Annotated in this window: 20 protein-coding genes and 1 pseudogene; 12 read left to right on the top strand and 9 right to left on the bottom strand. The window is 69.9% G+C overall.

All coding sequences use genetic code 11. The features are described from left to right. Positions 1 to 193 precede the first annotated feature (193 nt). Complete coding sequence (locus tag ACTWQI_RS28150; RefSeq protein WP_443274670.1) at positions 194 to 1483, top strand: citrate synthase; 1290 nt, start codon at positions 194 to 196, stop codon at positions 1481 to 1483. A 529-nt stretch (positions 1484 to 2012) separates the two neighbouring features. Here the strand turns inward: ACTWQI_RS28150 and ACTWQI_RS28145 are convergent. Then, positions 2013 to 4436, bottom strand: coding sequence for a heavy metal translocating P-type ATPase (locus ACTWQI_RS28145; RefSeq protein WP_443274668.1), 2424 nt, complete (start codon positions 4434 to 4436; stop codon positions 2013 to 2015). Between the two features lie 39 nt (positions 4437 to 4475). Beyond that, entirely contained in the window at positions 4476 to 4715 is a 240-nt protein-coding gene (locus tag ACTWQI_RS28140; protein ID WP_443274666.1) for a heavy-metal-associated domain-containing protein, read from the bottom strand. Between the two features lie 312 nt (positions 4716 to 5027). Between ACTWQI_RS28140 and ACTWQI_RS28135 the strand changes: the two are divergent. Beyond that, positions 5028 to 5447: pseudogene (locus tag ACTWQI_RS28135) on the top strand (DedA family protein); the annotation flags it as partial. Between the two features lie 172 nt (positions 5448 to 5619). Here ACTWQI_RS28135 and ACTWQI_RS28130 read toward each other — a convergent pair. Further along, positions 5620 to 5829, bottom strand: a complete 210-nt coding sequence (locus ACTWQI_RS28130) for a helix-turn-helix transcriptional regulator (protein WP_443274665.1) — start codon at positions 5827 to 5829, stop codon at positions 5620 to 5622. 363 nt (positions 5830 to 6192) lie between these two features. Here ACTWQI_RS28130 and ACTWQI_RS28125 point away from each other — a divergent pair, with 363 nt between their 5' ends. Together ACTWQI_RS28125 and ACTWQI_RS28120 are read left to right on the top strand one after the other, a co-directional pair. Continuing rightward, positions 6193 to 7686 (top strand): CoA-acylating methylmalonate-semialdehyde dehydrogenase, encoded by a 1494-nt coding sequence (locus ACTWQI_RS28125; RefSeq protein WP_443274664.1) that lies wholly within the window; start codon positions 6193 to 6195, stop codon positions 7684 to 7686. 215 nt (positions 7687 to 7901) lie between these two features. Beyond that, entirely contained in the window at positions 7902 to 8639 is a 738-nt protein-coding gene (locus tag ACTWQI_RS28120) for a flavodoxin family protein (protein ID WP_443274662.1), read from the top strand. Between the two features lie 64 nt (positions 8640 to 8703). Here the strand turns inward: ACTWQI_RS28120 and ACTWQI_RS28115 are convergent, their stop codons facing one another. Next, positions 8704 to 10002 carry an ArsB/NhaD family transporter gene (locus tag ACTWQI_RS28115; RefSeq protein ID WP_443274661.1) on the bottom strand — a complete coding sequence of 433 codons (1299 nt, stop codon included), beginning with the start codon at positions 10000 to 10002 and terminating at the stop codon, positions 8704 to 8706. A 27-nt stretch (positions 10003 to 10029) separates the two neighbouring features. Beyond that, the gene (locus ACTWQI_RS28110) at positions 10030 to 10500 is read right to left on the bottom strand and encodes a CBS domain-containing protein (RefSeq protein WP_443274660.1); all 471 of its coding nucleotides are present in this window, start codon (positions 10498 to 10500) and stop codon (positions 10030 to 10032) included. A 421-nt stretch (positions 10501 to 10921) separates the two neighbouring features. On the opposite strand from ACTWQI_RS28110, the gene ACTWQI_RS28105 reads away from it, so the two are divergent. The 3 genes from ACTWQI_RS28105 to ACTWQI_RS28095 are packed head-to-tail and all read left to right on the top strand — an operon-like array spanning position 10922 to position 14993. After that, positions 10922 to 12319 (top strand): TrkH family potassium uptake protein, encoded by a 1398-nt coding sequence (locus ACTWQI_RS28105; RefSeq protein ID WP_443274658.1) that lies wholly within the window; start codon positions 10922 to 10924, stop codon positions 12317 to 12319. After that, on the top strand, positions 12312 to 13031 hold the full coding sequence (locus tag ACTWQI_RS28100) for a potassium channel family protein (RefSeq protein WP_443274656.1): 720 nt from the start codon (positions 12312 to 12314) through the stop codon (positions 13029 to 13031). The genes ACTWQI_RS28105 and ACTWQI_RS28100 overlap by 8 nt, the downstream gene beginning before the upstream one ends. A gap of 54 nt (positions 13032 to 13085) precedes the next feature. Then, positions 13086 to 14993 (top strand): NAD-binding protein, encoded by a 1908-nt coding sequence (locus ACTWQI_RS28095; protein WP_443274654.1) that lies wholly within the window; start codon positions 13086 to 13088, stop codon positions 14991 to 14993. 16 nt (positions 14994 to 15009) lie between these two features. Here the strand turns inward: ACTWQI_RS28095 and ACTWQI_RS28090 are convergent, their stop codons facing one another. From ACTWQI_RS28090 to ACTWQI_RS28080, 3 genes are all read right to left on the bottom strand, one after another. Then, entirely contained in the window at positions 15010 to 16116 is a 1107-nt protein-coding gene (locus ACTWQI_RS28090; protein WP_443274652.1) for a PucR family transcriptional regulator, read from the bottom strand. A gap of 418 nt (positions 16117 to 16534) precedes the next feature. Continuing rightward, positions 16535 to 16723: a hypothetical protein gene (locus tag ACTWQI_RS28085; RefSeq protein ID WP_443274651.1), complete on the bottom strand. Its 189-nt coding sequence runs from the start codon at positions 16721 to 16723 to the stop codon at positions 16535 to 16537. A gap of 239 nt (positions 16724 to 16962) precedes the next feature. Then, positions 16963 to 17235, bottom strand: a complete 273-nt coding sequence (locus tag ACTWQI_RS28080; RefSeq protein WP_443274650.1) for a GlsB/YeaQ/YmgE family stress response membrane protein — start codon at positions 17233 to 17235, stop codon at positions 16963 to 16965. 263 nt (positions 17236 to 17498) lie between these two features. Between ACTWQI_RS28080 and ACTWQI_RS28075 the strand changes: the two genes are divergently transcribed. Both ACTWQI_RS28075 and ACTWQI_RS28070 read left to right on the top strand, forming a co-directional pair. Next, the gene (locus ACTWQI_RS28075) at positions 17499 to 17909 is read left to right on the top strand and encodes an ATP-binding protein (RefSeq protein ID WP_443274648.1); all 411 of its coding nucleotides are present in this window, start codon (positions 17499 to 17501) and stop codon (positions 17907 to 17909) included. Between the two features lie 190 nt (positions 17910 to 18099). Further along, on the top strand, positions 18100 to 19293 hold the full coding sequence (locus ACTWQI_RS28070; RefSeq protein WP_443274707.1) for a Glu/Leu/Phe/Val dehydrogenase dimerization domain-containing protein: 1194 nt from the start codon (positions 18100 to 18102) through the stop codon (positions 19291 to 19293). 39 nt (positions 19294 to 19332) lie between these two features. Here ACTWQI_RS28070 and ACTWQI_RS28065 read toward each other — a convergent pair whose 3' ends face one another. Further along, on the bottom strand, positions 19333 to 19872 hold the full coding sequence (locus ACTWQI_RS28065; RefSeq protein ID WP_443274647.1) for an extensin: 540 nt from the start codon (positions 19870 to 19872) through the stop codon (positions 19333 to 19335). A 572-nt stretch (positions 19873 to 20444) separates the two neighbouring features. Here ACTWQI_RS28065 and ACTWQI_RS28060 point away from each other — a divergent pair. From ACTWQI_RS28060 to ACTWQI_RS28050, 3 genes are all read left to right on the top strand, one after another. Beyond that, complete coding sequence (locus tag ACTWQI_RS28060) at positions 20445 to 20993, top strand: thioredoxin family protein (RefSeq protein WP_443274645.1); 549 nt, start codon at positions 20445 to 20447, stop codon at positions 20991 to 20993. Between the two features lie 242 nt (positions 20994 to 21235). Beyond that, positions 21236 to 22252 (top strand): S-adenosylmethionine:tRNA ribosyltransferase-isomerase, encoded by a 1017-nt coding sequence (locus ACTWQI_RS28055; RefSeq protein WP_443274643.1) that lies wholly within the window; start codon positions 21236 to 21238, stop codon positions 22250 to 22252. A gap of 98 nt (positions 22253 to 22350) precedes the next feature. After that, a complete protein-coding gene (locus ACTWQI_RS28050; RefSeq protein WP_443274641.1) occupies positions 22351 to 22806 on the top strand; it encodes an RpiB/LacA/LacB family sugar-phosphate isomerase in 456 nt (151 codons plus the stop codon). Positions 22807 to 22924 lie beyond the last annotated feature (118 nt).

Raw genomic sequence — 22924 nt, 5'->3', positions numbered from 1 at the left:
GGGGAGGTTCGTCGACCCGGTTCGTTTCCTAATCGGGGGCGAAGAGGAGCAGGATGGGACCGACACGTGCGGCACTGCGTGCCACATATGGGCCTTGCGGCCGACCCCGAGTGCACGACCTCGTGCCGAATGGGGGAAGGTAGAGATAGTCAGGGCACCTCGAAGAAGAGGCACAACGTCGGTGAGGGATGACGTGAGCGACAACTCTGTAGTACTGCGGTACGGGGACAGCGAATACACCTACCCGGTGGTCGAAAGCACCGTCGGCGACAAGGGCTTCGACATCGGGAAGCTCCGAGCCGAGACCGGTCTGGTGACCCTGGACAGCGGTTACGGCAATACCGCCGCGTACAAATCGGCCATCACCTACCTCGACGGAGAGCAGGGCATCCTGCGCTACCGCGGCTACCCGATCGAGCAGCTCGCCGAGCGCAGCACGTTCCTCGAGACCGCGTTCCTGCTGATCAACGGTGAGCTGCCGACCGTCGATGAGCTGGCGCACTTCAAGAACGAGATCACGACGCACACGCTGCTGCACGAGGACGTCAAACGCTTCTACGACGGCTTCCCGCGCGACGCACACCCGATGGCGATGCTGTCCTCCGTGGTCAGCGCGCTGTCGACGTTCTACCAGGACAGCCACAACCCCTTCGACGAGGAGCAGCGGGACCTGTCGACCGTCCGGCTGCTGGCCAAGCTGCCGACCATCGCCGCGTACGCGTACAAGAAGTCGGTCGGCCACCCGATCGTCTACCCGCGCAACGACCTCGGCTATGTCGAGAACTTCCTGCGGATGACCTTCTCCGTGCCGGCCGCCGAGTATGACCTGGACCCCGTCGTCGTCAGCGCCCTGGACAAGCTGCTCATCCTGCACGCCGATCACGAGCAGAACTGCTCCACCTCGACGGTGCGGCTGGTCGGCTCCTCGCAGGCCAACATGTTCGCCTCGATCTCCGCGGGGATCAGCGCGCTGTGGGGCCCGCTGCACGGCGGCGCCAACCAGTCGGTGCTGGAGATGCTCGAGGGCATCCGGAACTCCGGCAGCGACGTCGACACCTTCATCCGCAAGGTGAAGAACAAGGAAGACGGCGTGAAGCTCATGGGCTTCGGGCACCGCGTCTACAAGAACTTCGACCCCCGGGCGCAGATCATCAAGGCGGCGGCGCACGACGTCCTCTCCGCGCTCGGAAAGTCCGACGAGCTGCTGGACATCGCGCTGAAGCTGGAAGAGCACGCGCTCGCCGACGACTACTTCGTCTCCCGCAAGCTCTACCCGAACGTGGACTTCTACACCGGTCTGATCTACCGGGCGATGGGCTTCCCGACCGAGATGTTCACGGTGCTCTTCGCGCTCGGCCGGCTTCCCGGCTGGATCGCCCAGTGGCACGAGATGATCAAGGAGCCGGGTACCCGTATCGGCCGCCCGCGCCAGATCTACACCGGCGTCGTCCAGCGCGACTTCGTCCCCGTCGAGCAGCGCTGAGTTCGCGGCGACCCTCGCCGCGCCCTGTCCCCGGACCGCCTGGGCCCACGGCTCGTAGCGGCCGAGGGCGCTCGTGCGGGCGGGAGTGAAAGAGGCGGAAAAGCGGGGAGCGCCCCGCGATCGATCCCCCCACGGGTCGATCTGCGGGGCGCTCCCCTTCCCGATCGGATTCCCCCCACGGGATCCGGCCGGGCGTCTGCTGCTCGCAGAGGCTCAAGCGGCGCGCCTTTGCGATCTGCCGGGACGGGTGCGGACGGGGGGGCCGCTCAAGCTCCCCGGGCACGTCGCCCCGGCCACGCACAGCCCGACCCGTCCCCCAAGACGAACCCGGCCTGGCCGATGCCTCTCCGCCGGAGTGTGGCATCGCACGGTTAGACTCGCGACCCCCCGGAATGGTTACGTTCGGACGAGTGTGATCTGGGTCTCCTGCCATAAGGGCACCAACAGGGGCAACAGCCTCGATTTGAGGATCGCGGTTCTCCCGTAAGGGTGATGTGTCGCTTGTGAAGATGTTGTGAAGCGTCGGGGGTCAGCTGTGACCCGGAGCGAAGCGCCGCAGTCGCAGACTGTTCGTCACGACGAAGACCGATGAGAAGGCCATCGCCGCCCCGGCGATCATGGGGTTGAGGAAGCCCGCGGCCGCCAGCGGCAGGGCCGCCACGTTGTAGCCGAATGCCCAGAAGAGGTTGCCCTTGATGGTGGCCAGCGTCCGGCGCGAGAGCCGGATCGCATCGGCCGCCACCCGCAGGTCGCCCCGTACGAGTGTCAGATCGGCCGCCTCGATCGCCGCGTCGGTGCCGGTGCCCAGCGCCAGGCCCAGGTCCGCGGTCGCCAGCGCCGCCGCGTCATTCACCCCGTCCCCGACCATGGCCACCACCCGGCCCTCGCTCTGGAGCCGTCGCACCGCCGCCACCTTGTCCTCCGGCAGCACTTCGGCGACGACCTCCGTGATCCCCACCTCGTGCGCCACCGACTCGGCCACGGCCCGGTTGTCTCCGGTCAGCAGCACCGGAGTCAGTCCCAGCCGCTGCAACTCGGCGACCGCTTCCGCGCTGGACTCCTTGATCGCATCGGCGACCACGAGCACACCGCGCGCCGCGCCGTCCCAGGCGACGAGCACCGCCGTACGGCCCTGCTCCTCGGCCGCCGCCTTCGTGGCGGCCAGCTTCTCCGGCAGCTCGATGGCCCGGTCCAGGAGCAGCTTCTCGCGGCCGACGAGCACCTCGTGCCCGTCGACGATGCCCTGAACGCCCACGCCGGCGACGCTGCCGAACCTCTCCGGCACGGGCAGGACCCCGGCCCCGGACCGTAGATCCCCCGGCCCACCGGCCGCCCGCTCGAGGGCGCCGACCGCGACAGCCCGGGCGATGGGGTGCTCCGAGGCATGCTCCAGGGAGCCGGCCAGCCGCAGCAGTTCCCCCTCCTCGACCCCGTCGGCCGGGACGACGTCCTGGAGGGTCATCCGTCCGGTCGTCACCGTGCCCGTCTTGTCCAGGACGACGGTGTCCACGCGCCGGGTCGACTCCAGCACTTCCGGGCCCTTGATGAGAATCCCGAGCTGCGCGCCGCGGCCCGTACCGACCATGAGCGCGGTCGGTGTCGCCAGACCCAGGGCGCACGGGCAGGCGATGATCAGCACCGCCACGGCGGCGGTGAAGGCGGCGCCGACGTCGTCGCTCGCCAGCAGCCAGGCCACCAGGGTGCCGAGCGCGATCAGCAGCACCACCGGCACGAAGACCGAGGAGATCCGGTCGGCGAGCCGCTGCACCTGCGCCTTGCCGTTCTGCGCGTCCTCGACGAGCCGGGCCATCCGGGCCAGCTGGGTGTCCGACCCGACCCGCGTGGCCTGCACCACCAGCCGTCCCGCGGCGTTCACGGTCGCGCCGGTCACGCCGTCACCGACCTCCACGTCCACCGGTACGGATTCGCCGGTCAGCATCGAGGTGTCCACGGCGGAACCGCCCTCGACGACCACGCCGTCCGTGGCGATCGTCTCGCCGGGCCGTACGACGAACCGGTCGCCGACCGCCAGCCGGGCGACGGGTATGCGCTCCTCGCGCCCGTCGGGGCCCAGCACGGCCACGTCCCGGGCGCCCAGCTCCAGCAGAGCGCGCAGTGCCGCTCCCGCCCTCCGCCTGGACCTCGCCTCCAGGTACCGGCCGAGCAGGATGAACGTGGTCACCCCGGCAGCGACTTCGAGATAGATCGTCGACGACCCGTCCGTACGGGCTGCGAGGCCGGACGCTGCTGCTCCCGGCACGAAGTCGAAGCCGTGCCGCATGCCCGGCATCCCGGCGTCGCCGAGGAACAGCGCCTGGAGCGACCACCCGAAGGCGGCCAGCGTGCCGACGGAGACCAGGGTGTCCATGGTGGCGGCGCCGTGCCGGACATTGGTCCACGCGGCCCGGTGGAAGGGCAGCCCGCCCCACACCACGACCGGTGCGGCGAGGGTCAGGGAGAGCCACTGCCAGTTGTCGAACTGCAGCGCCGGGACCATCGCCATGAGCACGACGGGCACGGACAGCGCGAGCGAGACGAGCAGCCGCTCGCGCAGTGGCCGTGCTTCGTCGGCCGAGCGGCTGGACTCGGTCAGGTGCGGGGCGGTGGCGCCGGCGGCCAGCGGTGAACTCGTGGGCTCCGGCGGCGGGGGCTGGGCTGCCGTGTACCCGGCCTTCTCCACCACGGCGATGAGGTCGGCGACCTCGAGGCCGGGGCGGTAGGACACCTTGGCCTTCTCGGTCGCGAAGTTGACCGTGGCGATGACGCCGTCCAGGCGATTGAGCTTCTTCTCGATGCGTGCCGCGCAGGCCGCGCAGGTCATGCCGCCGATGACGAGTTCGACGTCCGCGAGGATCGTCTCCTCGGTTTCTCCCCCGGACTCCGGCCGGGTGGAGGTGGCTGGGGGAGTGTCCGGGGGAGGGGCCGGGGCGGTGGTGCGTGGAGGCGTGGCCATGGTTGCGGTCTCCTGAGAGGGAGGGGATCGGGCGGAGGGTCAGGAGGCCCGGCTCACCAGCTCGTACCCGGCCTCTTCGACCGCTGCGCGGACGGCCGTGTCGTCCAGTGGGGCGGCGGAGACGATGGTGACCAGACCGGTGTCGGCCTCGGCCTTGACGGAGCTGACGCCGTCGAGCGCGGAGATCTCCTCGGTGACCGCGCCCTCGCAGTGACCGCAGGTCATTCCGGTGACCTTGTAGCTGGTGGTGACGGGGCCGATGGTGGTCTCGGCGGTCATGGTGCTCTCCTTGTCTCGGACGTCGCTGCGGTTCCGGCCTTCCCCGCCGTGCGCGGTTCCCGGTCGGCCCTCAGGCGATCTCGGTAGCCGGAACCTTACTATACCCCTAGGGGGTATGACCCCGACTCGGGTCGCCGAGGCACGTCGTGTCCGCCCGCCCACGGTCCGGGCGGACTCCGTGTTCCAGTGAGGTGTGCTCACCGGGCCGCCCCGGACCCCCGCGCGTAGGCTTGTTGTGCCGGACGGAATCTGCCGGTCCGTCGGCTCCGATGCCGACGCCAGGCCGCAGGTTCCCGATGAGGGGCGGCCTTCATGGACGTGTTCGGTACCTACGCCCTGCTGGCGTTCACCACTGCCCCGCCCCTCCTGCCCAACTCGGCGCTGCTCGTGACCGCCGGCGTGCTCGCCTCCCGCGGGAGTCTCGACATCGTGCTCGTCCTGCTGGTCGTCGCGGGCAGCGCGGTTGCCGGTGATGTCCTGATGCACGCCGTCGGACGGCGGTTCAGCCGCCCCGTGCAGGTCTGGATGGGGCGCGACCGCCGGCGCCGCGCACTGCTGGAGTGGGCGACCGTGCAGATCGAGCGTCACGGCGTGCCGTTCGTGGTCGGCGCGCGGTTCCTGCCCAGCGGGCGGCTGGTCGGGGCTCTCGCCGCGGGCGTGGTCCGCTATCCGGCGCGTCGCTATCTGATCGGCGCGGGGATCGCCGAAGCGGTCTGGGCCACGTACTCCGTAGGTCTCGGTTATGTGGGCAGTGCGGCAGCGGGCGAGCCGCTCCATGCCGTGGTCATCGGGATCGGTGTCTCGGCGGTGGTGGCGCTCACCGCCGGTCTGCTGCAGGTGGTCGCCGGGCGTATGGGGCGCCGCGCGGGGCCGGAGCCCTCCGTCGAGGTGCGCGCGCCCTCGGTCACCACCGCTCTCCGCCGCCGCGCCCCCGGTTGCCCGGACGCCGCGCGACCCAGGCCCGGATCGTGTCGTCGAACCAGTAGGGCTTGCCGCCCTCCACGTGGTCGGGAGGCGGCAGCAGCCCATGCTTGCGATACGAGCGGACGGTGTCGGGCTGCACGCTGATATGGGCGGCGATCTCTTTGTACGACCACAGTCTTCGGTCGGTCATCTCACGCATCTCCTCGCGGTGCCTGTGATCGGTGAACGGCGCCGACTAAGGGAAGGGGGACAGATGTTGATCATTTGTGACGGGCATCCCGCGTAACCGTGACAACTGTGGCGAGATCCGGATGAAGTGATCGGATGCGGTGGGGGACCTTCCAAGGCCTCGGTCCGCCGTACAGATGTCTATGCGGAGCCCGAAACAGCCGACAGTGTGTCCGGCGCGCCCGCCGCCTCGGCGTGGTGGGATGTTTCTGGTGGCCGAGCCCGCCGTCCGCCTCCCCGCCCTCGGCCTGCCCGGCCGCCGCCCTACGACCGACCTGCGCCCGATGATCTCCCACCTGCCGCTCACCCTGAAGGAACCGCACACATGAAGACCATCGACCACTGGATCGACGGCAAGTCCGTCGAAGGCGCTTCCGGCACCTACGGGCCCGTCACCGACCCTGCGTCCGGCGTGCAGACGACCCGCGTGGCCCTGGCCTCCGCAGCGGAGGTCGACCGGGCCGTGGCCGCCGCCAAGGCCGCGTACGAGACCTGGGGCTCCACCTCGCTCGCGGCGCGCACCGCGATTCTCTTCAGGTTCCGGGCGCTCCTCGACGCCCACCGAGACGAGATCGCCCGGCTGATCACGGCCGAGCACGGCAAGGTCCACTCCGACGCGCTCGGCGAGGTCGCCCGCGGCCTGGAGATCGTGGAGCTGGCCTGCGGCATCACCACGCAGCTCAAGGGCGAGCTGTCCACCGAGGTCTCCAACCGCGTGGACGTCGCCGCGATCCGGCAGTCGCTCGGCGTCGTCGCAGGCATCACGCCCTTCAACTTCCCGGCCATGGTGCCGATGTGGATGTTCCCGCTCGCCATCGCGTGCGGCAACACCTTCGTCCTCAAGCCGAGCGAGAAGGACCCCTCGCCTGCGATCAGGCTCGCCGAGCTCGCCGCCGAGGCCGGTCTGCCGAACGGTGTGCTGAACGTCGTCAACGGTGACAAGGTCGCCGTCGACCGGCTGCTGGAGCACCCTGACGTCGCCGCCGTCAGCTTCGTCGGCTCCACTCCGATCGCCCGCTACATCCACCACACCGCCTCCGTGCACGGCAAGCGCGTCCAGGCGCTCGGCGGCGCCAAGAACCACATGCTGGTGCTCCCGGACGCGGACCTGGACGCGGCCGCCGACGCCGCCGTCTCCGCCGCGTACGGCTCGGCAGGCGAGCGCTGCATGGCCATCTCCGCGGTCGTCGCGGTGGGCGCCATCGGCGACGAGCTGGTGGAGAAGATCCGCGAGCGCGCCGAGAAGATCAAGATCGGTCCCGGCGACGACCCGGACTCCGAGATGGGGCCGCTGATCACCAAGGCTCACCGCGACAAGGTCGCCGGTTACGTCACCGGCGCGGCCGCCCAGGGCGCCGACGTGGTGCTCGACGGCACCGGCTTCACCGTCGAGGGCTACGAGGACGGCCACTGGCTCGGCATTTCGCTGCTCGACAAGGTGTCGACGGACGCGGACGCGTACCGGGACGAGATCTTCGGCCCGGTGCTGTGCGTGTTGCGCGCCGAGACGTACGAGGACGGCGTCGCCCTGATCAACGCCTCCCCGTTCGGCAACGGGACCGCCGTCTTCACGCGCGACGGCGGCGTCGCGCGGCGCTTCCAGCTGGAGGTCGAGGCCGGCATGGTCGGCGTGAACGTGCCGATCCCGGTGCCGGTGGGGTACCACTCCTTCGGCGGCTGGAAGGACTCCCTCTTCGGCGACCACCACATCTACGGCAACGACGGCGTGCACTTCTACACCCGCGGCAAGGTCGTCACCACCCGCTGGCCGAACCCTGAAGACCGGGGCGTGGACCTCGGCTTCCCGAAGAACCACTGACGGGGAGCCGGGAGTCGCCGGTCCGCCGACCGGCGACTGCCGCCACCCCGGCCGGAGCGCACAGGGGATGACGGTCCCTCACGTCTGCACCTCCTCACGTCCGATCGGCGGAGCGCGATCGCGGTGCGGCGCTGCACCGGGCCGTGTCGCGTTCCGTGTCGGTGCCTCGCATGGTGGGCTGAGCGCCGGGGGGGCGCCGACTCGAGGAGGAGACCGTGACCGCACCCGCCGCCGGACAGACCGCGGCCCCAGGGAGCTACGACGATCTGCGCGCGCTGTTCGTCAACTGCACGCTGAAGCCCTCGCCCGAGAAGAGCAACACGCAGGGCCTGATCGACATCAGCCGCTCCATCATGGAGCGGGAGGGCGTGCAGGTGGACCAGATCCGCGCGGCCGACCACGACATCGCCACCGGCGTCTGGCCCGACATGACCGAGCACGGCGCGTCGAGCGACGAATGGCCCCGGCTCTACGAGCGGGTGCTGGCCGCGGACATCCTGGTGCTGGCCGGTCCCATCTGGCTGGGTGACAACAGCTCGGTGGCCAAACGGGTCGTCGAGCGCCTCTACAGCTGCTCATCGCAGCTCAACGACGCGGGGCAGTACGCGTACTACGGCCGCGTCGGCGGTTGCCTGATCACCGGCAACGAGGACGGGGCCAAGCACTGTGCGATGAACCTGCTCTACAGCCTGCAGCACCTCGGCTATGCGATCCCGCCGCAGGCCGACTCCGGCTGGATCGGCGAGGCGGGCCCCGGCCCCTCGTACCTCGACCCCGGGTCGGGCGGCCCGGAGAACGACTTCACCAACCGCAATACAACGTTCATGACCTGGAACCTGCTCCACCTTGCCCGGCTCCTGAAGGACGTCGGCGGGTTTCCCGTGTACGGCAACCAGCGCTCCCAGTGGGATGCGGGCTGCCGCTTCGACTTCGAGAACCCCGAGCACCGCTGACCCTCCGTCACTCAGGATCTCTGCCGACCCGTTGGTCACCGTGGCGCTCGCCGGCGCCCCCGGCTCAGGCCAGCGCGAAGTAGCGCAGCCAGATGTAGACCGCCGCCAGCACCACCGTCACGGCCGTCACCACGAGTCCGTGCTTCGTGAACTGCCAGAAGCTGATCGGCGTGCGGTTCCGCTCCGCGATGCCCAGCACGACCACGTTCGCCGAGGCGCCGATCGCCGTTGCGTTGCCGCCGAGGCCCGCGCCCAGGGCCAGGGCCCACCACAGGACGTGGTTGGTGTCGCCCCCCAGGCTCTCGACCAGGTCGCTGGTGATCGGCGCCATCGTGGCGACGTACGGGATGTTGTCGACGATGCCGGAGAGGATGGCGGAGGCGCCCAGCAGGAGCATGGAGCCGCCGAGTTCGTTGTCGCCGATCACGCTCGCCAGGCCCTCCGAGATGTCGGAGATCACGCCGGTCTCGATGAGGCCGCCGATCATGATGAACAGGCCGGCGAAAAAGGCGAGTGTGGGCCACTCGACCTCGCTCAGCGCGTCTTGGATGTCCGCGGTGGAGATGGCGACCAGCAGGCCCGCACCGAGCAGGGCGACGACGCTCGGCTCGTAGTGCAGCACGGGGTGCAGTACGAAGCCCGCGCCGACCAGGGTGAGCACCCCCAGGCCCTGGATCAGCAGCACCGGATCGCGGATCGCCTCGCGCTCCTCCAGCGCCATCACTTCTTCCGCCAGCGTCTCGTCGTAACGGAAGGACGCGCGGAAGATGAACCGGCACACCCCGATCAGCACCACGACCAGGACCATGCAGAGCGGGGCGAGGTGCACCAGGAAGTCGTTGAAGGTCAGCCCGGCGCGGCTGGCGATGATGATGTTGGGCGGGTCGCCGACCAGGGTGGCGGTGCCGCCGACGTTCGAGGCGAGGACCTCGGCGATGAGGAAGGGCGTCACGGGCAGCGCGAGTCGCTCGCACACCAGCAGGGTAACGGGGGCGATCAGCAGCACGGTCGTGACGTTGTCCAGCAGGGCCGACGCCACCGCGGTGATGACAACCAGCATGACCATCACCCGGAAGGGTCTGCCTCTGGCCCTCTTCACCGCCCAGATCGCCAGGTACTCGAACATCCCGGTCTTCTTCAGCACCCCGACGATCATCATCATGCCGAAGAGCAGAAAGATGACGTTCCAGTCGACGCCGCTGTGCTCGGAGTAGAACGCCGACTTGTCGTCGGTCGCCCCGATCGCCAGCATCAGGGCGGCGCCGCCGAGGGCGGCGGCGACCCGATGCACCCATTCGCCGATGATCAGCGCGTATACCGCGATGAAGACGGCGAGGGCCGCATAGCTTTGCCAGTTGTTCACGTCGTCTGTCTCTCCGGCTAGGGACGGCTACGTAGGTACGGCTTCCAGAAGGCGGCGGAGGAGGTGGGCAGCGGTGATCACACCGAGCAGACGGAGGCCCGCCTTGTCCCGCTCGCAGACCGCCACCAGCGGGCTGCGCACCCGTGCCATGTGTGCTGCCACCTCCAGCGCGGTGTCGTCGGGGGCCGCGATGGCCCATCGCGGCTTGGGGGTCGTGGGCGAGAGGCAGTCCCCGACCCGCCGCCCGCGCAGCGCCTCGCACAGCCGGTCGGCGTGCCGCTCGTCCACGACCGACGCAAGGGTCGGGTCCTCGATGACGTACGGCGGGACGATGACCTTCACCAACTGGGAGGCTGGCAGGATCGCCTTCGGTGACCCTGCCTCGTCCAGGACCAGCAAGCCGGGCAGCTTGTGCTCGGCCATCAGCCGGGCGGCGTCCAGCGCATCGCTGTCGACCGTCACCGACTCGTACTCAACCGCCAGGTCGCGCGCGCGCATGGACGGCTCCTTTCCGTTCCGAACCGTGGCCGTGCCGGCCGTCGTCCCCGACCGGGGAGGACGACCGAGTTGTCTACGGGGAACATAAGGGCCGACGGCGCCGGTGAGCTGTTGCGCGGGGCCGTTCACAACGCCGGGCATACGATCCGTCCTTCGATCGGCGAGAGAGCTGTCTCGTCATCGCCGACCAGGCTTCCCGGCACTCCGCCAGTGACACTACAGGTCCTTGACGGCTCGTTGACACATCTTTGACATGGCGATGTGCCTGCCCGCACACGCGGTCACTGCAGCGCATCCGCCGGGACGAACCGGCACTTGAACCCCCTGTTCGGCGGCGAATGTCGCCACGGTGAACGCCGCACGCGCCGGTAGGGTGACGCAGCGCTGGGTGTGTCGGTGACGGACGGGAAGGGTCGGTGCGGTGGCCGTGGTCCCGGCTCGGACACGGTGGTCCCGGCTGGCCACCCACCCGGCACAGGGGGCCGTACTCGCCTTCGCCCTCTTCATCGCCCTCGGCGCAGCCGTGTTGACCATCCCCGCCGCCACCGAGGACGACAGGGCCACCAGCTTCCTGACGGCCCTGTTCACCTCCACCGGCGCGGCCACCGGAGGCCTGGCCATCGTGGCCACCGGCTCCCACTGGAGCCCCTTCGGCGAGGGCGTCGTCCTCGCCCTCATCCAGATCGGCGGCTTCGGCATCATGACGCTCGCGTCGCTGCTCGGTCTGATGGTCGCCGGGCGTATGCGGCTGCAGCTCCAGCTCACCGCCCAGGCCGAGCGGGCGGCCCTGGGGATCGGCGACGTGCGCCGGGTGGTGCTGGGCGTCGCCGGCACCACACTCGCCATTGAACTCGCCGTCGGGGCGGTCCTCTCGCTCCGCTTCCGCTTCGGTTACGGCCAGTCGGCCGGGGGAGCGCTCTACAGCGGCTACTTCCACGCGATCTCGGCGTTCAACAACGCCGGCTACGGGCTGCGGGACGCCAACCTCGTCGAGTTCGCGGGCGACCCTTGGGTCATCCTGCCCATCGCCATCGCCTGCGTCCTCGGAGCCCTGGGCTTCCCCGTTCTGCTCGAGCTGGTACGGGGCGGCCGCCGCAGCCGCAGGGGCATCCGGAGCACCCCTGGCCGGGCCGCCCGCCACTGGTCCCTGCACACCCGGCTCACCCTCGTCACCTCGGCGATCCTGCTCGTCGTCGGCACCGCGCTGACCTGCCTGCTGGAGTGGCGCAACTCCGCGACCATCGGCCCCATGCCGTGGGACGACAAGCTGCTCAACGGGTTCTTCACCGCCGCCAGCGCCCGTACCGCCGGCTTCAACACCGTCGATGTCGGCGGCATGGAGCCCGCCACGCTGCTGGGCACCTGCGTGCTGATGTTCATCGGTGGCGGCAGCGCGGGCACCGCGGGCGGCATCAAGGTCACCACCTTCGCGATCCTGGGGGCCGCGATCCTGGCCGAGGTCCGTGGGGACACCGCGGTGGAAACCATGGGCCGCCGGATCTCCCCGGCCGTGCTGCGCCAGGCCCTCACCGTGGCGCTGCTGGGCGTCGGCGTGGTCATGGCGGGCACGCTGGTGCTGCTCACCCTGGTCGACGACGTGGTCGAGGTCGAAGCCGTGCTCTTCGAGACGGTCTCCGCCTTCGGGACGGTCGGCTTGACCACCGGCATCACCGGGGACCTCCCGGCGGCGGCCCAACTCGTCGTCATCGCCCTGATGTTCATCGGCCGCCTCGGACCGATCACTCTCGCCTCCGCGCTCGCGCTGCGCGAGCGCGTCCGCCGCTACGAGCTTCCCGAGGAGCGACCCGTCATTGGATAGCAAGTACCTGACCAGGCTTCGCTCGCGCGGCGGCCCGCGCCGGGCTCAGCACCCGCAGAACCACGACACTCGCGTCGCCGTCATCGGCCTCGGCCGTTTCGGCGGCTCCCTGGCGTTGGAGCTGATGCGGCGCGGCTGGGACGTGCTCGGTATCGACTCCGACCCCCGGCTGGTCCAGCACCTCAGCGAGGAGCTGACCCACGCCGTGGCCGCCGACTGCACCGATCCCCAGGCGCTGGACCAGCTCGGCCTCGGCGACTTCACCCGGGTGGTGGTCGGGATCGGGACGGATGTGGAGTCCAGCATCCTGGTCACCTCCAACCTGGCGGAGGCGGGCGTGCCCAACATCTGGGCGCGGGCCATCAACCGCCAGCACGGCACGATCCTGGAACGCGTCGGCGCGCACCACGTCGTACTGCCCGAGCACGACATGGGCGAGCGCGTGGCCCACCTGGTCACCGGACGCATGCTGGACTTCATCGAGTTCGACAGCGACTACGCCCTGATCAAGACGATCGCCCCGGCGGTGGTCGGCGGTGTACCGCTGGGCGAGAGCCGGGTGCGCAGCAGGTACGGCGTGACGATCGTGGGCATCAAGCGGCCCGGCGCGGACTTCACCCACGCCACCGCGGAGACCGTCGTCCAGCCGGGCGATGTCATCGTCGTCACCGGCAAGACGCAGGCCGTGGAGGCGTTCGCCGAACTTCCCTGACATCACGGCGAGTTGGTCGTGACGTTCGCGCCGGCGAACCGGCATGCTCATGCCGTGCCCTCACTCCCGTTCCAGCTGCCGTTCCCGCGCCGCGGCCCGTCCGCCGGCCACCTGGCCGGCCATATGGTGGTCTGCGGCGACAACGCCCTGGCGCACCGGCTCATCACCGAACTGGCCACCGTTTACGGCGAGCAGATCGTCGTCGTGCTGCCCTCGGTGCGCCGCCGCCACGGCCCGCGGATCGCGGCGCTCGCCAGCCGCCCCGGGCTGTCCGTGACCGTGATCGAGGCCGCCGAGCCGGACGACGACGTGCTGCTCGACGCCGGCGTGGAGAGCGCCGCCGCGCTCGCTCTCGCGATGGGCGACGACCAGGGGAACATCCACACGGCGCTGCGCGCCCGTCGGCTCAACCCCGACCTGCGGCTGGTCGTACGGCTCTTCAACCGCAAGCTCGGCCGCCACCTCGAAGACCTCCTGGAGCGGGCCTCGGCCGTACGGGCCCCGGGGCTCGACGCCCGCGCCATCGACGCCTCGACCACCGTCCTCTCCGACGCCGACACCGCCGCGCCCTCACTCGTCGCGGCCGCCGTCGCCGGCACCAGCAAGATCGTGCAGGCGGACGGGCTCATGCTGCGCGCCGCGGACCGCACCGTGGGCGACGGCCGGGGCGCGCTGTGCACGCTCGCCCTGCATCCCACCACCGACGACGGCGACCCCCAACTCCTCCCGGACGACGGGGCGTTGAGTCATGCGCACGCCGCCCGTCCGGCCGTCGTCCTCGAAGCCCTCAGCAGCGGCAGCAAGCAGTCCGCCGCCGTCCCGCCGCTCGCCAGGTCCCTGCCGCTGGGCTCCTTCTTCTCCCGCAGGCTGCGCATCGCCATCGCCGCACTCACCGGCGTCGTCGCGCTGCTGGCCGTCATCACCTCGCTGGTCACCGAAGAGCCGCTGCTGCACGCCACCTACCTCGCCCTGCTCGACGTCTTCGCGATCAACGAACCGGCCGTCGAAGCACCGCCTGAGCGCCAGATCCTCCAACTCCTCGCCGGATTCGCCGGAATGCTCGTCCTGCCGCTGCTCTTCGCGGTCGTCCTGGAGAGCTACGGGGCCTTCCGCGCCGCCTCCGCCGTGCGCCGCCCGCGGCGCGGTCTGTCCGGACACGTGGTCCTCCTCGGCCTCGGCAAGGTCGGCACCCGCGTCCTCGACCGGCTCCGCGAGCTCGACATCCCTGTCGTGTGCGTCGAACGTGACCAGAACGCGCGCGGCATCGCCCTCGCCCGCAGCCGCCGAGTGCCCGTCGTCATCGGGGACGTCACCGAGGAAGGGGTGCTCGAAGCCGCGAAGATCAAGCGCAGCAAGGCGCTGCTCGCCCTGACGAGCAGTGACAGCACCAACCTCGAAGCAGTGCTCTACGCCCGAGAGGTCCGGCCCGACCTGCGGGTCGTACTGCGGCTGTACGACGACGAGTTCGCTCTCACCGTCTACCGCACTCTGCGTGACTCCTACCCCGGCGCCCTCACCCGCAGCCGCAGCGTCTCCGCGCTGGCCGCACCCGCCTTCGCGGCCGCGATGATGGGCCGTCAGGTCCTCGGCGCCATTCCGGTCCAGCGGCATGTGCTGCTCTTCGCGGCGGTCGAGGTGCGCGGCCACCCCGAACTCGAGGGCCGTACTGTCGCCGAGGCGTTCAGCCCCGGCGCCTGGCGGGTCCTCGCCCTCGACGTGGCGGCCCCCGAGGACCGCCGCCCCGACCTCTCCCTGCCGTTTCAGGTCGGTGTGGTACGCCGCGAGCCGGAGCTGGAGTGGGACCTGCACCCGGGTTACGTACTGCGCGCGGAGGACCGCGTCGTCATCGCCGCCACCCGCCACGGTCTCGGCCACCTTCTCCAGCGCGGCACCGCGAGCCCGGCGCAGGAGCCCGGCCGGTCGCCCGCGGAGCGCAACGAGGCGGGCAACGAGGCCGGATAGGGCCGCACTTCACGTCTCAGAGCTCGCTGGCCGGCCAGTCCAGCAGCCGAGCGCCGATCACCGCCGTCTGGAGGGTGTAGCGGTGCAGCGGATCAGCCGGGTCCGCGCCGGTGAGCTGGTGGATCCGGGCCAGCCGGTAGGTCAGAGCGCGCACGCTCAACGACAGCCGTCGGGCGGCCTCCGCTGCCACGCATCCGGCGTCGAAGTAGGCGTCCAGCGTCGCCAGCAGGGGCTCGGCCCCGCCCCGCGCCCGCTCCAGCGGGCCGAGCGTGGACCGCACGAGATCGGACATCGCTTCCCGGTCCCGCGTCAGCACGGGAAAGACCAGCAGGTCGGCGGCGCGCAGAACGGGAGCGTCCAGCCTCATGCGGTCGGCCAGGTCCAGTGCGCCAAGCGCCTCCTCGTACGAGTGGACGACCCCGCCCGCACCAGGGTGCGGGCGGCCCACGGCGACCCGCCCGCCGTCCGTCGCCGCCCGGGCCTGCTGGGCGAACTCACGCACCACGCTCTCCTGGTCGGCCGGTGCCACGCAGATCAGCCGGCCATCCTTGGTGGTCAGCAGGACGCGGCGGTCGCCGAAGCGGCCGATGAGGGCGGCCTCCACCCGGCGGGTCACCGGATGCGTGTCGTCGTAGCTCTCCGGCCCGGCGGTCACCGCCACGATGTGCGCCTGCGCCAGCCGCAGTCCGAACCGCTCCGCCCGCTGCGCCAGCCGCCCCAGATCGCTGCGCCCGTACAGCAGATCGTCGATGAACTCCCGGCGGGCCGCCTCCTCCTGGCGGACGGCCAGGCGCTGTGCCCGTTCGTAGCCCTCCGCGATCGCGTCGATCGCTTGCTCGGCCGCTGCGAGCACGCTCTCCGCCGCCACTCGCAACTCCCTTGCGTGCGCGGTGCCGAGACCGGCGCCCGCGCTGGCGGCGAGCTTCGGCCAGGCGGCGCGGGTGGCGGCCAGGTGCCCGACGACGAGCCCGCGGAGTCCGAGGCCGTCCTCGGCGGCGCGCTCGCCCAGCGAGCGGCGCGACTCCAGCTCATCGCGCGTCAGCCGACGGCCGGTTGCGGACACCTCGGCGAGGATCTCCGCGTAGCCCGCCAGGTAGTCGTCGAGTGTCCGTTGCCTCGTCACGCCTGCTCATCGCTCCTCTGCCGGCACCCGCCGACCGCGTCCGGCGTGGCGGTGGAGAAGTATCCCCCGGACATCAAGAGGGCGTAAAGATTGCCGGATTCCGGCAATGCGCAAGGCTTTGCGCCGCTGGCAGGATGTGTGGCACAGGGGTACGGGGGATGGCCCCGGTGCCGGGTCGCGGAATCCTGCGGTCCGGCACCGGGGCCGGGCGCGTCGCGACGCGCAGGGCGAGCTGGGGGTACTCCCCCTGGGGGCGCTCCCCCAGCTACCGCCGGGGGGACCCCCGCCCGGGCCGCCAGGCCCAGGGGGACTTACGCCGGGGGTACCCCCACCCAGCGACAGCCAGGGGGAGGGTGACGGGCGGCGTGACGGACATGGGCGAACTCTTCGATGCAGCACTCCGCTTCCCCGCGGTTCTCTACAGCTCCGCGCTGGTCGTGGTGGTCGGCTTCTGGGTGGCCGTGCTGTTCGGGGCCACCGGGCACGACGCATTCGACAGGGACGTGGACACCGATGCGGCAGGGATCGGTGGAGTGCCCGTCGCGGTCGCGGGCACGCTGCTGACGTTGGTCTCCTGGTCGGTCGCCGTGGCCGGCTGCGTGCTCATGCACCGGACCGGCCTGGACGGTGTCCCGCATGCGGCCGCCGCTCTCGGGCTCCTCGTTCTGGCGCCGTCGGTCGGCTGGTGGACGACCCGGCTGACGGTACGCCCGCTGCGCAAGCTCTTCCCCGGGACGCCGTATGTGCCGTCCGTGTCCGCGCCGTACGCGTCGGGGGCGCGGGACGAGGAACGGTCATCGCGCGGGGCGGGGCCTCCGGCCAGGGAAGAGGCCCCGCGCGCACCGGCTACCGGCGCTCGCGCGAGTGGCCGAAGAGGATCCGGTACCCGATCAGCAGCGCCAGCGACCCGGCGATGGCCGAAACCCACATCGCCGGGTCGTAGAAGTCCCGATCCACTGGCCGGTCGAGGAACGTCGCCGACAGCCAGCCGCCGACGAACGCCCCCGCGACCCCGATGAGCGTGGTGCCGAAGAGGCCGCCCGGATCTCGTCCCGGCAGGAGGACCTTGGCGACGACTCCGGCGATGAGGCCCAGGATGATCCAGCTGATGATGCCCATGTCGGAGTCCTCTCCAAGAGACTGCTGTTCAAGCGTCTGATTTCCGTGCCCGGAGATCGCATCCGGACACGGGGAATGACGCTTCCGATCGACTTCGCGGTTCATTCGATCGTGATCCGTATGCGTCGGCGCAAATCCAGTGACGCGTGGTGTCGGACGATGACCGGGAGTAGCGTCCTATTGCGGATCACGCTTCGTGCCTGCCGTGGCAGAGCGTGCCCGTCCGGCGGCTGGTCCTTCAGGGAGGTCGAGGTGACGATGCCATGAACGCGCACATGGCGGACCCCCAGGAGCGATTGCTGGAACTGCTGTTCGTGGGCGAGGACGTGCCCCGGCTGCGCACGCGTATCGCGGAGTGTGTGGCGCAGGCCGGACTGCACGAACCGCGCCGGAGCGACTTCGTCCTCGCCGTCCACGAAGTGGCGTGCAACGCCGTGGAACACGGCGGCGGGGCGGGACGACTGCTGCTCTACCGCAGCGACGGCACCCTTCGCTGCCGGGTCACCGACAACGGGCCGGGTTTCACCGAGGACGTCATTCCGCCCGATCCGCCCGGGCTGCTCGCCGGGGAGGGCGGCCGAGGGCTGTGGCTGACCCGGCAGCTGACGGACCGTCTGGAGATCGCCGCAGGTGCGGTGGGAGCCGTGGTCACCCTGGTCATGGCCCTACGCTGATCTCGGCGTTGACGGCGAGGTGCCGCCCCATCGATACTGAATCGCAAGTCAGTAAAAGCCGTGGAGACCGGAGGAGTCCGTGCACCACCTCGCCACCGAGACCGGCCGGTTGACCACGGAGCGGTCCGACATCGCAGTCACCACAGTGACCAGGGGCTCCCTCTCCGACTCCGACTCTCCGCCCGCCCGCCTGCTCGGCGGCGGGCCTCGACCGCCCCTGCTGGCGGTCACCTGGACCGACCATGTCACCGGCCGCAACGGCTATGTGGTGATCGACCGTCTGGTCCGGGGCGTCTCCAGCGGCGGGCTGCGCATGCGCGCCGGCTGCACGCTCGAAGAAGTCCGGGGCCTCGCCGCCGGGATGACCATGAAGGAGGCCCTGCACTACGACCCGACCGCCCGGTACGTCCCGCTCGGCGGGGCGAAAGGCGGTATCGACTGCGACCCTGCGGACCCCGAGGCGTACGGGATCCTCGTCCGCTACCTGCGGGCCATGGCCCCGTACGTCGAGCGGTTCTGGACCACCGGCGAGGATCTGGGCCTCAGCCAGAGCGTGGTGGCCCGAGCCGCCGCGGAGGCAGGCCTGAAGAACTCCGTCCAAGCGGTCTATCCGCTGCTGGACGACGAGCAGAAGGCCCGGCGGCGGCTCGCCGACGCCTGCGCCGTGCAGGTCGACGGCATCGGATTGGACGAGCTCGTGGGTGGCTGCGGCGTCGCCGAGTCGGCGCTGGTCGCACTGGACCGCGACGGTCTGGACCGCGCGGGCGGCCGGGTCGCCGTGCAGGGCTTCGGCACCATGGGCGGTGCCACCGCCCGCTTCCTGGCACGGGCCGGGCTGAAGGTCGTCGCGGTGGTGGATGTGCGGGGGACCATCGCCAACCCCGAAGGTCTCGACGTCGAAACGCTGCTGGCCGCGCGCGACGAGCACGGCACCGTCGCCCGGAGCGCTCTGCGCCGGGGCGACACCGAGCTGCCCGGTGACGCCTGGCTGGCCGCGGACGCCGAGATCCTGGTGCCGGCCGCCGTCTCGTACTGCATCGATCCCGGCAACCAGGCACGGATCACGGCCAAGTACATCGTCGAGGCCGCGAACATGCCCGTTCTGCCCGAGGCCGAGAGGCTGCTCGCGACCCGGGGCATCGCCGTGCTCCCCGACGTCGTCGTCAACTCCGGCACCAACGCCTGGTGGTGGTGGACGCTGTTCGGGGACATTGCCGCCGATGCCGAGGAAGCCTTCACCAAGGTGCGTGCCTCCATGCGGAGCCTCGTCACCACCGTGCTGGACCGGGCCGCGGCGGACGGCGTCACACCGCGTGCCGCCGCACATGCCATCGCGGAGGACCAGATGTCCGTCATATCCGATGTATTCGGCTGGCATCGGTGAGCACCGGGCTCTCCGGTTCGCCGATCGGTCGCCTTACGGTCAGCGCGAGAGCAGGGTCCCGCCAAGGCCGCCGACCGTATCGTTGACGCCGTCGACCGCGCCGCCCACCAGGCCAGTGTCCCGGCCGCCATCATCCGACTTCTGCCCGTCGGACTGTTTCGTGGGAGCGGGCGCATCCGGGGTGGAAGCGTCACCTGCGGAGGAGGTCGTCGTGGAGTCCTGCTTCTCGGACTGGGTCGCAGGCGTGGACGCAGGGGAGGGCGCAGCAGTGGGGGCGGCCGCGGAGTCGCTGTCCGGTGTGCGCGTTTCGGGGCGGCTCGTCCGGGTTTCCTCGGTCGTGCGGGTCTCTACGAGCTTCGGCTCCGCGGAGGCGGAGGGGGTCAGTCCCGTGCGCGTGGAGCTCTCGGTGGCGGCCGACTCGAGCTCGGGCGCCATCGGGTCGTCGTACAGGGAGGTGGCGCCGGGGCGCGCCTCCGCGGGCTCGTCGTCGCCGGTCGTCGAGTAGAGGGCGAGGGCAATGGTGCCCGCCACGCCCAGAGCGGTGGCTGCCTTGAGCGTTGTGGCGTGTGCCTGCTGCACACGGGTATGTCGTTTGTGTCTGCCCATCTCGCTTGCGTCTCCCCATGGTGTCGCTGGTTGCGCGCGCACCAGTAAAGCTTGAATAGGTAGTTGAACGACGATCCGATGCGCACTCGTTACGAGGTGGGGACAAGTGGGGGATATGTCTGCACCGAACGTCCGTTTTGCCCTCTACTCGCGAGCGGGTCCGCTCTCGGCGACGCCTTGCTCGCCGTCCTCGCATTTCTGTGTGTTTCTCCGCGAATCTGCACATATGTGCCTCGCGCCGGACCCGCCGGACGTACGGATCGCCCTCGCCGCCGCCCCCGATCCCCCTGCTGTGGCGCTCATCCGGGCTTGCGGGCGGTCCCGCCGAAGGTATGACTGAAGAACCCGTGGGAGCGTAGCGGCGGAATCGGTCTTAAATCGCCTGCCACCGCCCGTAGGTTAAACGATAAATGCAATGGCTTTTCCCATTTCAGCTCACGTTACCGTTGCCCATATTGCAACGGTTAACGGTGAGCAGCCGTTGCCTATAATGCAACGGCGTATTTTCCTTGGCTTTACGAGAACCTTCGTTATATGCTCGAATCATGGTTCTCATCTCATCTCAGATGGTCCCGCTTGGCACGCCTGCGCCGCAGTTCTCGTTGCCTGACCTGGCGGGCAAACCCGTCTCCCTCGGTGACTTCGCCTCATCACCAGCGCTGTTGGTCATGTTCCTCTCCAATCACTGTCCCTATGTCCAGCACGTGGAGCAGGGAATCACGGAGACGCTGAGGAAGTTCCCGACCCTGGCAGTGGTGGCGATCTGCGCCAATGATGCGGAGGCCTACCCTGAGGACGGTCCTGATCGACTGCGTGAGCAGACCGAGCGTGCCGGATGGACATTCCCTTACCTGATCGACGAATCCCAAGAGGTCGCCAAGGCGTACAACGCCGCGTGCACGCCGGACTTCTTCCTCTACAACGCCGAGCGAAAGCTTGCCTACCGTGGATGCCTGGACGAATCCTCGCCAGGCAATGACAAGCCGGTCACCGGTGACCATCTGGCAGCTGCGATCGAGTTGGTACTCGCGGGGAAAGACGTCCCGGAGCCGCACCGCCCCAGCACTGGGTGCAATGTGAAATGGCGTGAATGAACGAGCAGTGGCCTGGACCGGTCTCGCCGAGTCCGGTCCAGGCCGCACGGTTTGAACCACAGCCCAGGCGTTGTCGACGCGAAGCGCACGGGGTGGGCCAGATGCTGAGCAGCGGAAAACGCGCCGCATGATTCGTGGCCCCGGGCTTGCCTCGGATTTTGATGACCGCCGGCTCGATAGCCGAGCGGCTGCTGACTGACCCTCCCCCAGCTAACGCTGGGGGTGCACCCAGGAGTGTCCGCGTGATCCTGAATGACGACAGACTTGATTTTTTGCTCACGGACGATTGCAAGGCAACCGAACCTGCGGAAATCAGGGGCGGTGAACGTGATGCCGTGCGACTCCTCGTGTGCGATCGGGCAACCGGGCTCATAGCTCATCATGAATTCCGCGAATTGGCCAGTGTGCTGGAACCGGGCACGTTGCTGGTGGTGAACAATTCGGCCACGATACCGACTGAGGTGCAGGCGGGTGGCCGAACGTTTCGCTTCGCGGCGGCCCTTCAAGACGAGACCTGGCTGGTAGAAATATGCGACCCGGCCGCAACCGATGGAAGTCTCGATGCGGCTGTTGTCCTGGGCAGCCGGTGTTCGCTTCCGGCCGACGCGATGCTCACCGTGTTAGCCCGCCCCACCGAGACGTACTGGCAGGTGTCGACTGATTTTCCCGTAGTGGACTATCTGCGGGAGCACGGTAGGCCGGTGCGATCTTCGTGCGCCGGGGAGGAGTGGCTGCTCGACACCTACCAGACCGTGTTCTCCACCCATCCGGGAAGCACGGCCATGCCGAGCGCGGGGCGCCCCTTCACCCGGGAGCTGGTCGCCCGCCTCATCGCACGTGGAGTTGCGATTGCTCCCATCACCCTGCACACCAGCGGCACGTCGATCGAAGAGAATGGACTTCCGCTTTCGGAACGATTCTCCGTGCCCGCTTACACCGCACATCTCGCCAACGCCACCCGAGAGAGCGGTGGCCGGGTGATCGCGGTCGGGACGACGGTGGTTCGCGCATTGGAGAGTGCGATGACCGTGACCGGTCAGCTGCAGGGGGCCAGTGGCTGGACCGATCATGTGGTGTCCCCGGCCACTGGGGTGCAGGCCGTCGACGGGCTCATCACCTCCCTGCACGAGCCTCGGTCAAGCCATCTGTCGATGATGTCCGCCATCGCCGGACCGGAACTCCTCGCCCGAAGCTATGCGGAAGCCATTCAAGAGAAGTACTTGTGGCACGACTTCGGAGATATGCAACTTGTCTGGTGAATTCAGTATTCGGGCGGGTCGGACTCGGGCCGAGAGGCGGCGTATGCGCGCCGATGATCGCCGGATCCACGCGCGTGCGCGCGGGTAGGCTCCGTGACATGCGGATCTCCGTTTCCTCGGACATGGACGAACCCGTGGCCCAGTTCCTCCTCGCGGAGCTGCGCCGCCGCGGCCACGATGTACAGCCGCACGGGGCGCTGCTCCCCGGAGACAACGCGGAGTGGGCGCCGTGCTCGGAGGCGGCTGCCCGCGATGTCGCCGACGGCCGCTCCGACCAGGCGGTCGTGTGCTGCTGGACCGGTACGGGGGCCGCCATCGCGGCGAACAAGGTGCCCGGCGTGCGGGCCGCCCTGTGCGTCGACGCGTACACGGCGGACGGCGCCCGCCGTTGGAACGACGCCAACGTGCTGGCGCTCAGCCTGCGGTTGACCTCCGAGCCCTTGCTCAAGGAGATCCTTGACGCGTGGTTCACGGCCGAGGCCAGCCCGGACCCCGGCGACCAGGAGAACGTCGCCCATGTCGGGCGACTCGACCACCACCGGACCGCGCGCTGACCGTCCTCGTACGCTGCCCAGCGCAGGGTCGTTGCTGACGGAAAGGCTCCTCCTCGCGGCTCAGCCGTAGTGTCCGTCTGCCCTGTGGGCGCCGTGGGGGCGGGGGCCAGGAACCAAA

Origin of the sequence: Streptomyces sp. KR80, assembly GCF_052245555.1 — a bacterium.
Taxonomy (GTDB): domain Bacteria; phylum Actinomycetota; class Actinomycetes; order Streptomycetales; family Streptomycetaceae; genus Streptomyces.
The sequence above is the reverse complement of the archived record's forward strand: the minus strand, read 5'-3'. Positions and strand labels throughout refer to the sequence as shown.